General features: G+C 36.6%; 14 protein-coding genes. 6 read left to right on the top strand and 8 right to left on the bottom strand.

What is annotated here, in order from left to right:
- The first annotated feature begins 8 nt into the window (after window positions 1-8).
- The gene (locus WBG21_RS00610; RefSeq protein WP_340073711.1) at window positions 9-1,265 is read left to right on the top strand and encodes a type II toxin-antitoxin system HipA family toxin; all 1,257 of its coding nucleotides are present in this window, start codon (window positions 9-11) and stop codon (window positions 1,263-1,265) included.
- Between the two features lie 155 nt (window positions 1,266-1,420).
- Here WBG21_RS00610 and WBG21_RS00605 read toward each other — a convergent pair whose 3' ends face one another.
- From WBG21_RS00605 to WBG21_RS00575, 7 genes are all read right to left on the bottom strand, one after another.
- Window positions 1,421-2,476: an NAD(P)-dependent alcohol dehydrogenase gene (locus WBG21_RS00605; protein ID WP_340073709.1), complete on the bottom strand. Its 1,056-nt coding sequence runs from the start codon at window positions 2,474-2,476 to the stop codon at window positions 1,421-1,423.
- A 154-nt stretch (window positions 2,477-2,630) separates the two neighbouring features.
- Window positions 2,631-4,409, bottom strand: coding sequence for a CocE/NonD family hydrolase (locus WBG21_RS00600; RefSeq protein ID WP_340073707.1), 1,779 nt, complete (start codon window positions 4,407-4,409; stop codon window positions 2,631-2,633).
- Window positions 4,410-4,628: 219 nt separating this feature from the next.
- A complete protein-coding gene (locus WBG21_RS00595; RefSeq protein ID WP_340073705.1) occupies window positions 4,629-5,477 on the bottom strand; it encodes a universal stress protein in 849 nt (282 codons plus the stop codon).
- Window positions 5,478-5,545: 68 nt separating this feature from the next.
- Window positions 5,546-6,364 (bottom strand): dienelactone hydrolase family protein, encoded by an 819-nt coding sequence (locus WBG21_RS00590; protein ID WP_340073703.1) that lies wholly within the window; start codon window positions 6,362-6,364, stop codon window positions 5,546-5,548.
- Between the two features lies 1 nt (window position 6,365).
- On the bottom strand, window positions 6,366-7,058 hold the full coding sequence (locus WBG21_RS00585; RefSeq protein ID WP_340073701.1) for an OmpA family protein: 693 nt from the start codon (window positions 7,056-7,058) through the stop codon (window positions 6,366-6,368).
- A 4-nt stretch (window positions 7,059-7,062) separates the two neighbouring features.
- Entirely contained in the window at window positions 7,063-7,545 is a 483-nt protein-coding gene (locus WBG21_RS00580; protein ID WP_340073699.1) for a lipocalin, read from the bottom strand.
- A gap of 77 nt (window positions 7,546-7,622) precedes the next feature.
- Window positions 7,623-9,626, bottom strand: a complete 2,004-nt coding sequence (locus WBG21_RS00575; protein WP_340073697.1) for an alpha-ketoacid dehydrogenase subunit alpha/beta — start codon at window positions 9,624-9,626, stop codon at window positions 7,623-7,625.
- A gap of 129 nt (window positions 9,627-9,755) precedes the next feature.
- Here WBG21_RS00575 and WBG21_RS00570 point away from each other — a divergent pair, with 129 nt between their 5' ends.
- The 5 genes from WBG21_RS00570 to WBG21_RS00550 all read left to right on the top strand — a co-directional run bounded on the left by WBG21_RS00570 (window position 9,756) and on the right by WBG21_RS00550 (window position 13,848).
- Complete coding sequence (locus WBG21_RS00570; RefSeq protein WP_340073695.1) at window positions 9,756-10,703, top strand: isopenicillin N synthase family dioxygenase; 948 nt, start codon at window positions 9,756-9,758, stop codon at window positions 10,701-10,703.
- Window positions 10,704-10,709: 6 nt separating this feature from the next.
- Entirely contained in the window at window positions 10,710-11,066 is a 357-nt protein-coding gene (locus tag WBG21_RS00565) for a translation initiation factor (RefSeq protein ID WP_340073693.1), read from the top strand.
- Between the two features lie 67 nt (window positions 11,067-11,133).
- A complete protein-coding gene (locus tag WBG21_RS00560) occupies window positions 11,134-12,066 on the top strand; it encodes a DUF1835 domain-containing protein (protein ID WP_340073691.1) in 933 nt (310 codons plus the stop codon).
- 1 nt (window position 12,067) lies between these two features.
- On the top strand, window positions 12,068-12,937 hold the full coding sequence (locus WBG21_RS00555; RefSeq protein WP_340073689.1) for a nucleoside phosphorylase: 870 nt from the start codon (window positions 12,068-12,070) through the stop codon (window positions 12,935-12,937).
- 62 nt (window positions 12,938-12,999) lie between these two features.
- On the top strand, window positions 13,000-13,848 hold the full coding sequence (locus WBG21_RS00550; RefSeq protein WP_340073687.1) for a substrate-binding domain-containing protein: 849 nt from the start codon (window positions 13,000-13,002) through the stop codon (window positions 13,846-13,848).
- Window positions 13,849-14,019: 171 nt separating this feature from the next.
- Here the strand turns inward: WBG21_RS00550 and ung are convergent, their stop codons facing one another.
- Window positions 14,020-14,685, bottom strand: coding sequence for a uracil-DNA glycosylase (gene ung, locus WBG21_RS00545; RefSeq protein ID WP_340073684.1), 666 nt, complete (start codon window positions 14,683-14,685; stop codon window positions 14,020-14,022).
- Window positions 14,686-14,692: the final 7 nt, after the last annotated feature.

The following is a 14,692-nucleotide window of genomic DNA, read 5'->3' as shown; positions in this document are numbered from 1 at the left end:
CAATATTAATGAGGAAATCAAATCTTAAAAAAAGAGAAGAACGCAGAAAACGAATTAATGTTTCAATTAAATTTTCTGGAAATGAAATAGCGGTTGGAAAGTTAATATTAGACAATAGAAAGGTTCACTTCAAATATGATGATGAATTTTTAGCTCATGGCTTTAATTTATCACCAATAAGACTAGAATTTGACAATAGTATTCAAATTGCAAATCCAGATCCTTTTCATGGAATATTTGGGGTTTTTGATGATTCATTACCCGATGGATGGGGAATGTTATTATTAAATAGAGCTCTAGAGAAAGAAGGACTATCATTGAATGATATAAATATCTTAGATCAATTGGCATATATTGGTGAAACAGGTAGGGGAGCACTTATATATAGACCTGCAATAAAAAATAAAGAAAACTTTAGTGATAAGATTAATATTGACAGATTAAAAACAGTAATAGATGAAGTTTATAAAGGAACTAGTGCAGAAGTAATTGAAGAATTAATGCATTTAGGGGGTTCTTCGGGAGGAGCAAGGCCTAAAGCGAATGTTGGTTACAACCTGAAAACAGATGAATTAATGCATGGTTATAATATTCTTCCAGAAGATTTTGAACATTGGATTATCAAGTTTCCTAGCTCGGAAGATCCCTTAGATATAGCAAATATTGAATATGCCTATTATAAAATGGCATTAGCTGCAAATATTGAAATGAGTGAATGTAAATTACTTGAAAGCAAAAAAGGGTTACAAATATTTGGAACTAAGCGCTTTGATAGAATTGGTAATAACAGAGTTCATATGCATTCAATGGCTGGATTAACTCATGACAATTTTCGCAGAAGTAGTATAGATTATGGTCATATTATCGATACTGCTTATATATTAGAACAATCTGCTGCTGCTCGTAAAAAAGTGTTACGTCTTGCTGCATTTAATATTTACAGCCATAATAGAGATGATCATTCTAAAAATTTCTCATGGTTAATGGATGATTCTGGTAATTGGACTTTAGCTCCAGCTTATGATTTGACATATTCATCAACGGCAATTGATGAACACAGTACAAGAGTAGCAGGTGAAGGTGCAAATCCTGGCAGACAAAACATTTTGACTTTAGCCGAAGAGTTTAGTATTAGTAAGCCATCTGAAATAATTGAAGAAGTACAAGATGCTATATCGAAATGGCCTAATATCGCAAAAGAATGTGGGGTAAGTAAAGAATCTCTTAATAGAATTCAAAAGAAATTTGAGCAAATTAGAGACTAGTATAAAACACTTCGTGTTGTTATATCTGATATTATGCAAAACAGCAAGCTGTACACAAATTGTTATATTATAATATTTGTTCTATAATTTATATTATGTAAAATACAATATTAAATTACACAGAACACCCCTTTGCTATTTAAATAGGTAAACTTTTAGCTTTTAAGTGAGTTCATATCAATTACAAACCGGTAATGTACATCACTTTTAAGCATCCGTTCATAAGCAGTATTGATGTCCTGGATATTGATAACCTCAATCTCCGATGTGATGTTGTGCTTACCACAAAAATCCAAGAGCTCTTGTGTTTCTGCAATACCACCGATTAAAGACCCCGCAACAGTTTTACGTCCCATGATCATAGGGACTGAATTCAACATAGGGTCTAAAGGCCCTAGGTAGCCTACTAACACTAAAGTACCATTTGTGTTCAAGGTTCCTATGTATGGATTGATATCATGAGCATATGGCACAGTGTCTATAATAACATCAAAATGGTTTTGGACACTGGTCATTTGCTCTTCATCAGTCGATATAATGACCTGATCGGCTCCTAAGTCCAGAGCATCTTGTTTTTTATTAGGCGATCTTGAAAATAACGTTACTTCTGCGCCCAATGCATCTGCCAGCTTTATTGCCATGTGCCCCAATCCGCCAAGCCCTACCACTGCTACTTTACTGCCTTTTCCAACATTCCAATGCCGTAAGGGCGACCATGTGGTGATCCCTGCACAGAGTATTGGTGCAACACCGGCAAGATCAAGGTTCTCAGGGATATTTAAAACAAAATGTTCGTCAACTACGATACTTTCGGAATAACCGCCAAATGTAGGCGAATCTAAATGCGTGTCATGCCCTCCATATGTACCAACCCACTCCGGACAGTATTGCTCCAAATCATTTTTACAGTTATTGCACGATCTACATGAATCAACCAAACATCCCACAGCAACAATATCACCGGCTTTAAAATTAGTGACCCCTTCCCCTACTTTAATAACCTTGCCTACAATTTCATGTCCCGGCACTACAGGATATACACTAAAGCCCCAATCGTTCCGGGCAAAATGCAAATCGGAATGGCATACGCCACAGTAAAGGATGTCTATTTCAACATCTTTTGGAGTTACTTCCCTACGATTAATGTTCATTTGCTCTATAAGTGCTTCAGGCGATTCGGTGCCATAAGCTTTGACTTCTTTTACATTCATACTGCATTGGTTTTTATAAATTGATTCAATCCTAAATATACTAATTATAAAGAACAAGATCTAATACCTCCACCTTTATATCTTCATATGATAATAAAAAAATCAGCCTTATTATAGGACATTAAGTTTCATACAAACTGCTTAGTCTTAACAATTATTTTTTAATCTTAACAGGCAACACTAGCCTACTTGGATATTTTTTTGATTTATATAGTTTAATTGTAGCTGTTCTTGCATCTTTTGAGGTTTCTAAAGAAACATCTTTTCCGGAATTGTAATTTTTTTGATATTCCGGAGAGTCTAAATACCCAAACATTAAACGTATCCTGCTACCTTTAGATAGTGTACGATTAAGCATGAACCAAGATTTCATTCTATACTCATTAACACTACCAGGAATAATTAATTCTTCAACTTCGTTTGAATTTCTGAACCGTGCACGCATAATCCCACTTCCAAGCCATACACTAGTTCCATCTTCTTTTATTTCATAAACTCTAAACTCTAAATCAGTATCAGGCGTATTAATTTCAGCAAATAAATTTAGCTCCATAAAGCCTGATAATTCAATTGCTTCATTTAATATAGGGCTATGGTAAAACAACCGTCCTTTCTCATTAATATAGGTTTGGGTTGTTAAATAATTAGTACCATCTTCAATCAATATCCGCGGTTCTAACGGGTCGTAAATAACAAAATCGGCATCTTTTTCATTTACCGGTGTTTTCATTAATAAACCAGAGTTGAAAATGTCCTGAGGGTTAGAATTCGGAGACGATAAATAATAAGTATATTTTTCATTAGACAAAGATTCTAGGTCTGGGACATAATCCCATTCATCGGGGCCTATCTTAAAATAAGTGATATGATCTTTTAAAAATTCTGGTTTTTCACTATCTTTCATAGTATAATCAAACCATTCCTTATGTAGCTCAAAGATATCTATAACTGATTTTTCACCGAAATCTAAACCTCCAAGCTTATCAACTGGACGTCTTGTTCCAGAGTGATCCCAAGGGCCTATAATCATATATGTTTTATCTTTTTTCGCTTGAGTTGCATACTTTTGATAGTTATTATAATAGTAAAAAGTTCCTGGTAAATCCCCATCAAAATATCCTGTAATTGTTAAAATAGGAATGTCCATTTTTTTGTAATCTTCCATTTTTGGAAGGATGTTTTTCCAGTACGAATCAAACGTAGGGTGTGACAACCAACGTTTAAAGATAGTTTGCATCTTTTTGTCTGGAGAATCTATAGCATCTAGTAAATTTATATAAGGAAAGTCATGGTCTCTGTAATATTGATCAATCTTAGCCATATTATATGACGAAAAGAAATTTTTTGTGTTTGTAATTTTTCCTGCAACATAGGATAAAATATTTAAATTATAAGTATGTGAAATGTTATTGGTCCATGTCGCATCTATTCCTGGAGCAATAGTAGCCGTAGGCACCATAGTTGTTAAATGAGGAGGGTGTTCTTTAGCAGTAAGCCACTGTACCATTCCTTTATATGAACCTCCCATGGCAGCTACTTTCCCATTGCACCATGGCTGCTTTGCTATCCATTCTATAGCATCATAGCCATCCTTTCCTTCATTTTCAAAAGGAATAAATGTACCTTCTGAATCTCCTCTCCCTCTGGCATCTACTGAAACAAACACATAACCATTGGTCGAGAAATAAATACCCCTCTCGGTGTTATGGTCATTATTATATGGTGTTAAAACCATAATAGCCGGTAAAGGCTCTTTTAAATCTTTTGGTTTAAAAACATTGGCAGACAGGTTTATACCATCTCTCATAGGTACTTTTTGGTAATAACTCACTTGGATATCTTCTATAGCCGTTTGCTGCGCCCTTAAATTTGTAGTTATGATGAATGCAATTATTGTTAAACCTAATGTTATGCTGTTGTTTATTTTACTCATGTTTAAGTGTTTTCATGTTCAAAATTTGGAAGCTCTTAAATTAAAAACGAAAACGCAATATAGTGTTTGTTCTTTAACCAAAAAAAAGTTACTATTCTTTTTGAAAAAAATTAAAAGATGAAGCTAAGGATATGTGTTTTTAAGAAGGATGTTCTGTACAAAACCTCATAAATAGTATTAGAACGAGTCCTAAATATTTTGAACTTTGCTCCTATGCAGTCAACTTACCTCTTTTAATACCAACAACGGAATTTTGGTATGAAAGCTAATCTCTTCTACACGGGGCTTACCAAACAACCGGGTTAAAAAAGAATGGTGTTTGGTAACCATGCACAACATATCAATATCCCTGCTCTGTGTAAATGTCCGTGTGGCCGTTTCCAGTGAAACCCTGGTAAGGGTGTGAAAGCTATGTTGAATAGGCTCCATCAATTCATCCAAATGTTGTCGGACCAACTCTTGTTCTTTACTCAACCCGTCTTTATGCTCCAAGGCATGCAGTACACAAATAGAAGCGTTGTACTTTTGCGCCAGTTCAAGTAATTCAGCCAATTCAAACCGTTCATGATAATACGCATAATCAGTGGCAAAAGCCAGTTCCTTTAATGGTTTAAATACAGCCTCTTCCGGAATGGCCAATAATGGGCACTCAATATGACCAATAACGCCTGCGGTATTACTTCCCATAATAACTTCTTTAAGGCCACTGGCCCCTTTGGTTCCCATAACAACCATGTCAATCTCCTTTTCTTTTACCGTTTCCTTCACGGCACTTACAAGAAAATCATAGGATGCTATTGTTTCAAATTGGTGTTTTGAGCTACTATAAGACTCATTTATACGCGCCATAACAGCAGCTAAACCTTCTTCAGCTGATTTTTTTGCAACATCCAGCAACACTTTCGTAGTACTGGCAGATGTGATAGGGTTGGTAGGGCTTACTATAGGTGGCGAATATGCGTTTAAAATAAAAAAATTGCATGTTTCGTCTTTATACAAATCGAGTGCATATTGCAATGCATTCCATGCATTTTCAGAGAAATCGGTTGGAATCAATATTTTTTTCATTGTTTTTGGTATTTGCTCATTTACACCTTAAAATTACATTGAAAAAATACTGTTGCCTATGATAAAAATCAGTTATTGAAACTCGTTTCAAGTAGTTTTTTAAGTGATTTCCATGCTTTTTCATCAGCCTCTCTTTGATAAGCTAATGGCAAGTTGAATTTTTTACCGAGTGAATCTGCCTCTTTATTCGTGTACGCATGCACGGCACCTTCATAGGCTACATATTCATAATCCGCTTGAACACTGTCCATAGCTCTTTTAAAATCAGCAACTGTTTCCGGAGCAATAAATGGGTCTTCTGCACCATTGCCCACAAAGACATTAGCTTTTAACCTATCCGTAGGCATTACAGGGAGTTGTACCCCACTATGGAATGCTGCTACTGCATCCAGGTCAGCTCCGTTATTGGCCATCGTCAACGCGATGCTCCCTCCTAAGCAATAACCAATTGCAGCAATTTTGTCTGTGTCTACATTAGGATTGTTTTTCAGCACTTCCAATGCGGCATTAAAACGAGCTGTTGCTTCCGGGAGGTTTCCCATTACACTTGCTGCAAACTTTGCGGCATCCTGTGGATGATTTGCCTGTTTTCCATCGCCATACATATCTATCGCAATAGCTACATATCCAAGTTCAGCCAACATTTCTGCACGTTTTCGGGTATAGTCGTTATGCCCCCACCATTCATGGATAACAAGTACGCCCGGGCGTTTTGTCTCTTTGTTTTCATCATAAGCAATATACCCGTTCATTGTAGTGGAGTCAGTTGCATAGGTTACCTCTTCACCTTTTATTTTTACAGTCGCTACATCTGTTTTTGGTTTTTCTTTGCAAGCAATTACCGTAATAAGAAAAATACCTGTTAATAATAGAATGTTCGTTTTCATTTTATTGCTTGGTTTTATCTATGGCCTCTTGTTTTAATTGTTCATTAGCTACAATAGCAATCTCTACCCGTCTATTTCCGGAACGGCCTTCTGCTGTGTCATTTGTGTATTTGGGCTGCGTCTCTCCATACCATTTTGTGGCAAAACGGATTGGGGAAAGCCCTGAATTCACCATATAATCTGCTACTGACTGGGCTCTTTTTTGAGATAAAACAAGATTGTATTCTTCACTTCCTGAGCTATCTGTATGGCCCTCTATCAGAATGTTGGTATTGGGATATTCTTTAAAAATACCTGCCAATTTATCAATAGTTGCCCTTGAGGTTGCATTTAATTCGTGTTTATTGGTTTCGAAGTAAACTCCACTGGATTCATCAAAAGTAACATTGATCCCCTCTCCTACACGTGTTACTTCAGCACCGGGGAGTTCCTCTTCTATCTTCTCTGCTTGCCTGTCCATCCGGTCTCCAATATAAGCCCCTGCAGCGCCTCCAACAACACCTCCAATAATAGCTCCGAGTGCTGTATTACCTTTCCCGACATTGTTACCTATAACCCCTCCTATAACGGCTCCTGAAGTGGCTCCTATAACAGCTCCTTTCTGTTTGTTATTTGCGTTCTGAACTGCACCACATCCCATAACAAGCGATAGTGATATAAATAAAAATACAGTATTGTATACTTGCTTTTTCATGTTTTTAGTAGGATTTTCTATTAAAATTCATTGATATAATAAAAGGTTTATTTTCAAAAGTTACCGTTTGTGACAACCGCATCCGGTTATCGTCCAAGTATTTTAATTGTAAGCGGTAGCCTGTATTTTTTTGAAGGTCTCTTTTGTTTTCATCGGTAAACTTAAAAGTAAAATCATAAGACCCGCTACCTTTTGTGGTCTCCACTGCTGCCCAACGTATATATCTTATACCTGTCGGGCAACCTGTATTAGTAACTTCATAAGTCCCCGTGCTGTTATTTGACCGGAAAAACCAATTACTCCCTTCAAGACAAGAAGCATCGATATCGTTGAACATTTTTATATTAAAGGTTCCTGTGCTACTATACGTAATATCATTGAGTATCCAGTTTCCGTCAATCGTATTGCGGGCGCTTCGTTCTACCTTTGAAACAGAACATGAACATACAATAACCATCACAGGTATTAAAAATTTGATTTTTTTCATAAGATTTGAGTTTACTCTACTTGTTAAATTTACAAAAAAAAAGATGAATCATCTTTTTTAAAACTGCTAAGCGGATATTAATACGCTATTAATTCTAAAAGCGCTTTTTCAAAACGTTTCTTGGGCAGAAACTGGTCTTCTAAAGGTTTTGCGAATGGAACAGGGGTTTCTAGGCTACCTACCCGTAGCACAGGGGCATCAAGGTACTCAAAGCAATTTTCCATAATCATAGCAGCGATATCATTTGCAACACCCCCAAAAAGAGTGTCCTCTTGTAAAATAATGGCTTTTCCTGTTTTTTGTACCGATTGGTATATTGTTGTCATATCTAAAGGCTGTAAAGTCCTTAGATCAATCACATCTGCTTGTATGTCAGTATATTTTTCTAATAATTCCAATGCCCAATGTACTCCAGCCCCATAAGAAATAATTGATACTTGTTCTCCTTCTTTTAGCTTAGCAGCTTTTCCGAAAGGTAGTGTAAAATAATCTTCAGGCACATCTTGATAAACGTTTCTGTACAATGCTTTGTGCTCAAAAAACAAGACCGGATTGGGGTCATTAACAGCAGTAGTTAGCAGTCCTTTTGCATCATAAGGAAATGCAGGGTAAACCACCTTTAATCCAGGTGTTTTGGTAAACCAAGCTTCATTGGTTTGTGAATGAAAAGGCCCAGCTTGCACTCCTGCACCACAAGGCATCCGTATTACTATATCCGCTTTTTCGCCCCACCGATAATGGGATTTTGCCAGATAATTGACAATTGGGTTAAATCCACTGGAAACAAAATCGGCAAACTGCATTTCTACTACGGCTTTGTAGCCATTTATAGACAATCCCATAGCTGCAGATACAATACCTGATTCACAGATAGGCGTATTACGCACACGTTCTTTCCCAAAAACCTCTAAAAATCCTTCGGTTATCTTAAAAACACCTCCATATTCTGCAATATCCTGACCCATAATGACCAAGTTTTTATGGCGCTCCATGGATTGGTGCAATCCTTCTGAAATAGCATCTACATAACGTATGTTTTTTTGCGATGAAGAATGTTTAATTTCTTGATATACAGAACTTTTGTAAACATCACCTAACTCATAACTTACAGAAGAGCTTATAGATTTTTCCTCAAAAGCTTTTTGTATGTTTACTTCTATTTCGTTTTTAAGTTCATCTTCTATCGCAATTACTTTTTCTTTTGTTAAAACCCCTTCTTGAAACAGGTAATTTTTATAGTTTGCGATTGGGTCTTTAGAAGCCCATTCGTCCATGAGCGCTTTTGGGACATATTTGGTACCACTAGCTTCTTCATGTCCACGCATACGAAATGTTTTAAATTCTAAAAGTATTGGCCTAGGATTCTTTCGTACACTCTTTGCGAGTTCAGAAACCGTGGTGTATACTTCCAGAATATTATTCCCGTCAATTATATGCGATTCCATGCCATACCCAATTCCTTTATCAGCTATATGATTACACCGGTACTGCTCATTGGTAGCCGTGGAAAGGCCATAGCCGTTATTTTCAACACAAAAAAGCACCGGTAATTCCCACACAGCAGCTATATTTAATGCTTCATGAAAATCACCTTCACTTGTGGCGCCTTCACCTGTGAATACAGCACATACTTTTGGATCGTTTCGGAGTTTACTTGCCAGTGCAATGCCATCCGCTACTCCCAATTGCGGCCCTAAATGTGAAATCATCCCCACGATCTTATATTCTTGTGTGCCAAAATGAAAACTTCTATCGCGACCCTTAGTGAATCCATTTGCCTTTCCCTGCCATTGGGAAAACAATCGGTTTAAAGGAATCTTTCGGGTAGTGAATACCCCCAAATTCCGGTGCATCGGCAAAATGTATTCGTCTTCTCTCAAAGCAGCCGTCACCCCTACGGCAATAGCTTCCTGTCCTATTCCACTGAACCACTTTGATATCTTCCCCTGCCGTAATAAAATAAGCATCTTTTCTTCTATCAAACGGGGTTTTAACAATGCCTCATATAAATATAACAAGGTATCCTCACTAATACCCTTTCTGTCATAACGAAACCCCAGTTCAGAAATATTGTTATTCATTCTCTAAAATTTGTAATGAGTAAATTTAGAAAATAAAAGGAATGTTTTGTGCATATCTTCCACAAACATGCATCTCATTTGTAATTTCATTATTTTTGTAGTCTATTGTATTTGTACTAACACATTATTATGAATAAGATACCAAGCGTTGATCTTCGGGAATTTATAAGTAATGCTCCCGAATTAAAAAAGAAATTTGTAAGCGAAATAGGAGAAGCCTATGAGACTATTGGGTTTGTAGCGCTAAAAGGGCATTTTTTGAATGACCGGTTGGTAAACGATTTATACGATCAGGTAAAAGCCTTTTTTAACCTTCCGGATGCTGTTAAAAAACAATACGAAATTGAAGGGATCGGCGGACAACGTGGTTACACCTCTTTTGGAAAAGAACATGCTAAAGGGCGAAAAGAAGGAGATTTAAAAGAGTTTTGGCATTTTGGCCAATATATAGAAGATGGTAGCCGCTTGGCCAGCGAGTACCCTCCGAATGTTATAGTCAATGAATTGCCTAAATTCAATGAAGTAGGTAAAGATGCGTATAAAATGCTTGAGAAAACAGCAAAGTATGTACTTCGTGCATTGGCATTGCATATAGGGTTAGAAGAAACTTATTTTGACAAATGGATCAAGAATGGAAACTCCATATTAAGACCTATTCATTACCCTCCTATTACGGAAGAGCCAAAGGATGCAGTAAGAGCGGCTGCGCATGGAGACATCAACCTTATCACATTATTGATGGGGGCGCAAGGTCGTGGGCTGCAAGTGCAGAACCATAAAGGAGAATGGATTGATGCCATCGCTGAAGCGGATGAATTAATGATTAATGTAGGTGATATGCTATCACGCCATACAAATAACAAACTAAAGTCTACTATCCATAGAGTGGTAAACCCTCCTCGTGAACTTTGGGGAACTTCCCGTTATTCTATTCCTTTCTTTATGCACCCGGTAAGTGAAATGCCCCTCGACTGCCTTGAAAATTGCATTGATGAAACACACCCTAAGTTATATGATGACATTACTGCGGGAGCCTTTTTGCATGAACGCCTTATTGAATTAGGATTGATTAAATAATAGCTGATGACCAAGAAATTAAATAGTCTGGAAGATTTAAGTGGGTTTGTTTTTTCAACAGATGATAATTTTACACCTGAATCATCCTCAGAAACAGATGAAAGTAATACGCTATCAAATGCCGATCAAAGATTGGAAGCGCATTTTAGTAATAAAGGACGCGGAGGTAAGACTGTGACAATCATAAAAGGTTTTCAAGGGAGTGAAGAAGCATTAAAAAAGTTGGCTAAATTGCTCAAAACTAAGTGTGGTGTAGGTGGTTCTGTGAAAGAAAGTGACATTATTGTCCAAGGAAATTATCGAGATAAAATAATTGCTATCTTACAATCGTTAGGATATAAAGTAAAACGTGTTGGAGGTTAAATTTAGGTTCAAAAAAGTTGATTAAACCGTATAATTTTTTACATTTACAACCACAATTTAGACAAAAATGAGCAAAATTCTTCACATTACAAGCGGAGATGCCCTTACCTCTAAACTAGAAAAACTAAACATTGAAGGTGAAATTATAACATGGCGTGAAATGCTGAGCGAAGGCAAAACAATTGCTGATGTTGGTAGTGAGCCCTTCTGGAAAGTTCGTTATCAATTTTTAAACAAAGCCTATAAAATTACTAAGCGGGCTTTCGTTGACTTAAACCTTAAAGAATACAAGGCGCTATGCAATCATAAAAAAGAAGAAGAAATTGTTCTATGGTTTGAGCAAAGCCTTTTTTCACAGATCAATATGATTGCGCTTATTAGCTGGTTAAAAAAACACCGTAAAAACAGAAAAGTATCTTTGATTCACTATGCAGAGGCCAATAAAAAAGGAATATCTGCCCCTTTATCAGAGCTAAGCAACAAAAAATTATTACAGTTATATAAAAACCGGATTGAACTATCACAGGATGACATTGAATATGCCGATTATATTTGGCAATTATATTGTGGTGACAATCCCATCAGAATAGAGACCTTTACACAATTTAACTCCTCTCAATTTGAATACCTCCCGGAGGTAATGAAAGCACATATATTACGTTTTCCCACAGTGAAAAATGGACTTAATAACATTGAAAACCAACTATTGGAAACAGTAGCCCAAAACGATTTTCAATCAAGAGAAAAACTTATTTCGCACCTACTGAAAAACCAAGGAATTTACGGATATGGAGAAGCACAGTTTTTAAAAGTAACGGAAGCGTTAAAGCCGCTTTTTAAATCATTCAATCCAGTTCAATTGAACAAGCAAGGCCTTGCTGTTCTTAAGAAAAGTACGAATTATTATCCTATTATTAAAAATAATGATACTTATTTAGGAGGGGCTCCAAAATATGGGTTTTTATATCACGAAGACACTCACAAGCTACTGAAACTATAGCATGCAAATCCCTGAATCAGAGCTGATATTGAACCCCGATGGGAGCATTTACCATCTTAACCTCCATCCCGAAGATATTGCTGATACTATCATTTTTGTAGGAGATCCTGATAGGGTTTCAAAAGTTTCTAAATATTTTGATTCCATTGAGCTTAAAAAAGGCAAAAGGGAGTTTATAACGCATACCGGAACACTTAATAGCAAGCGTATTTCTGTTGTTTCTACTGGTATTGGAACAGATAATATTGATATTGTTTTAAATGAACTGGACGCTTTGGTAAATATTGATCTCTACAAACGAGAAGCCAAACAAAACCACACTCCATTAAATATTATCAGGATAGGAACCACCGGGGCGCTGCAACCGGCTATCGGTGTTGATCAATTTGTTATGAGTGAATATGCCATGGGGCTTGATGGACTCCTTTATTTTTATGATAGCCGACATGTACAACAAATTGAAATGCAAAAAGCATTTAAAGAATATGCTAACTGGCACCCGGCAAAAGCAGACCCATATATAGTGAAATATGATGAAAAGCTTGGCGCAAAATTAAAGACTCCTGAAATACATATGGGATTTACTGTTACGGCACCCGGGTTTTATGGTCCTCAGTCACGTAAACTAAGAAGCACTCTTGATGACGAATATTCAAATGATACTTTTGCATCCTTTGATTTTAATGGGTTGAAAATCACGAACCTGGAAATGGAAACTGCTGGGATATATGGATTAGCTAAGCTTTTAGGGCACCGTGCCGTATCAATGAACTGTGTATTAGCAAATCGATCTAACAAAACATTTTCCAAGGAACCCTATGTTGCTATAGACCGTCTTATAAAATATACCTTAGATAAATTGGTTTTATAAACATAATAGACCTTATCACTTATGAAACTTGTGAGGTCTTACTTTTTAAATACTAAACAACTTTGAAGAAGATAACGATAGCTGGTGTGCCAGAACATTTTAACTTTCCATGGCATTTCGCCATAGATGAAGGAGCATTTGAACAAAATGGTATCGAAGTTGAATGGATTGATATTCCTGAAGGAACCGGGAAAATGTGCCAATTACTCCGTGAGGGTTTCATCGATCTGGCTGTGATTCTTACAGAAGGCATTGTAAAAGATATCACAAATGGCAACCCTTCTAAAATTGTTCAGAAATATATAGCTTCTCCCCTTCTTTGGGGTATTCATGTAGATAAAAATTCAGATCATCAACAAATTACCGATCTTGAGGGTAAAACAGCTGCTATAAGCCGCTATGGAAGCGGAAGCCATCTTATGGCATATATTAACGCTTCTCAGCAAGGATGGGATACGGCCTCTTTGAATTTTGAAGTAGTCAATACTATTGATGGAGCTATTACTGCTTTAAAAAATGGAACAGCTGATTATTTTATGTGGGAACATTTTACAACAAAGCCTTTGGTAGACAATGGAACCTTTAGAAGAATTGCAGACTGCCCTACTCCCTGGCCTTGTTTTGTAATAGCAGCAAATAATGAATTTATAAAAACCAATAGAGCATTAATCTCATATATACTTAGTATTATAAACAGTTATACCTCTGAATTTAAAAACATCCCATCTATAGACCGAACGCTCGCCAATGCATATCACCAAGACATCTATGATATAAAAAAATGGCTTTCCATAACGAAATGGAGCCAAAACCAAATTGAAAGCGACACCATACTCCAAGTACAAGAACAACTTTTTAGACTGAATTTAATTGATAAAAAAGTAGCTGCTTCAACTTTCATTTCAAACTAATTAATCTATACTAGTTCTCATATAGACGTTTAACTAAAAAACGAATGGCTTCATCGAGTATTTTAAAAAGTCCCTTCTTAGTTTTATAGTTTTATACCGCTATTAATCAATGTACTTATAATTAAAAAGAAAAATGAGTGCGACGTTGTTTTTACAACCGAGCACTTTTTTTTACCATTGAATTTCCTGCCTTCCGTTCTGCTTTAACAATGCATTGCACTGACTAAAATGTTTGTTTCCGAACCACAAACCCCTATTGGCACTTAAAGGAGAAGGGTGTCCTGAATACAATACATGATGTTGGTTTTTATTAATAACACTTCCTTTTTTCTTAGCATACCCGCCCCAAAGCATAAACACAATTCCTTGTTTATTGTCGGATACAACTTTGATCACAGCATCTGTAAACAGTTCCCAGCCTTTATTTTGATGACTTCCGGCCTGATTTGCTCTTACTGTAAGTGTTGCATTCAACAATAGCACCCCTTGATCTGCCCATCTTTCTAAATTTCCACTCCATGGGTACGGAATTCCTAAATCATCTTCAATCTCTCTGAAAATATTCACCAATGAAGGGGGGTGTGGAAAGCCGGTGTTTACTGAAAAACACAACCCATTGGCTTGCCCGGCCCCATGATAAGGGTCCTGGCCTATAATAACTACCTTGACAGCATCGAAAGTACAATGATCAAATGCTGCAAAAATTTGTTTCCCGGAGGGGTAGCAAGTGTTTGTAGCATATTCATTCTTTACAAATGTTGCTAAATTATTGAAATAAGGTTTCTCAAACTCAGGCCGTAGGTATTCTTTCCAACTAGGGTGTATTCGTACATTCATTGAAAAA

The organism is Leptobacterium meishanense (assembly GCF_037645805.1).
Classification (GTDB): domain Bacteria; phylum Bacteroidota; class Bacteroidia; order Flavobacteriales; family Flavobacteriaceae; genus Leptobacterium_A; species Leptobacterium_A meishanense.
This window is presented reverse-complemented; position numbering and strand designations above follow the sequence as displayed.

Excerpts from the sequence above, each read along its gene's own strand:
- WBG21_RS00575 (WP_340073697.1), bottom strand. The coding sequence starts at position 9,626 with ATGAATAACAATATTTCTGAACTGGGGTTTCGTTATGACAGAAAGGGT.
- ung (WP_340073684.1), bottom strand. The coding sequence starts at position 14,685 with ATGAATGTACGAATACACCCTAGTTGGAAAGAATACCTACGGCCTGAG.
- WBG21_RS00610 (WP_340073711.1), top strand. The coding sequence starts at position 9 with ATGAGGAAATCAAATCTTAAAAAAAGAGAAGAACGCAGAAAACGAATT.
- WBG21_RS00585 (WP_340073701.1), bottom strand. The coding sequence starts at position 7,058 with ATGAAAAAGCAAGTATACAATACTGTATTTTTATTTATATCACTATCG.
- WBG21_RS00605 (WP_340073709.1), bottom strand. The coding sequence starts at position 2,476 with ATGAATGTAAAAGAAGTCAAAGCTTATGGCACCGAATCGCCTGAAGCA.
- WBG21_RS00570 (WP_340073695.1), top strand. The coding sequence starts at position 9,756 with ATGAATAAGATACCAAGCGTTGATCTTCGGGAATTTATAAGTAATGCT.
- WBG21_RS00555 (WP_340073689.1), top strand. The coding sequence starts at position 12,068 with ATGCAAATCCCTGAATCAGAGCTGATATTGAACCCCGATGGGAGCATT.
- WBG21_RS00600 (WP_340073707.1), bottom strand. The coding sequence starts at position 4,409 with ATGAGTAAAATAAACAACAGCATAACATTAGGTTTAACAATAATTGCA.
- WBG21_RS00560 (WP_340073691.1), top strand. The coding sequence starts at position 11,134 with ATGAGCAAAATTCTTCACATTACAAGCGGAGATGCCCTTACCTCTAAA.
- WBG21_RS00590 (WP_340073703.1), bottom strand. The coding sequence starts at position 6,364 with ATGAAAACGAACATTCTATTATTAACAGGTATTTTTCTTATTACGGTA.
- WBG21_RS00595 (WP_340073705.1), bottom strand. The coding sequence starts at position 5,477 with ATGAAAAAAATATTGATTCCAACCGATTTCTCTGAAAATGCATGGAAT.
- WBG21_RS00565 (WP_340073693.1), top strand. The coding sequence starts at position 10,710 with ATGACCAAGAAATTAAATAGTCTGGAAGATTTAAGTGGGTTTGTTTTT.
- WBG21_RS00580 (WP_340073699.1), bottom strand. The coding sequence starts at position 7,545 with ATGAAAAAAATCAAATTTTTAATACCTGTGATGGTTATTGTATGTTCA.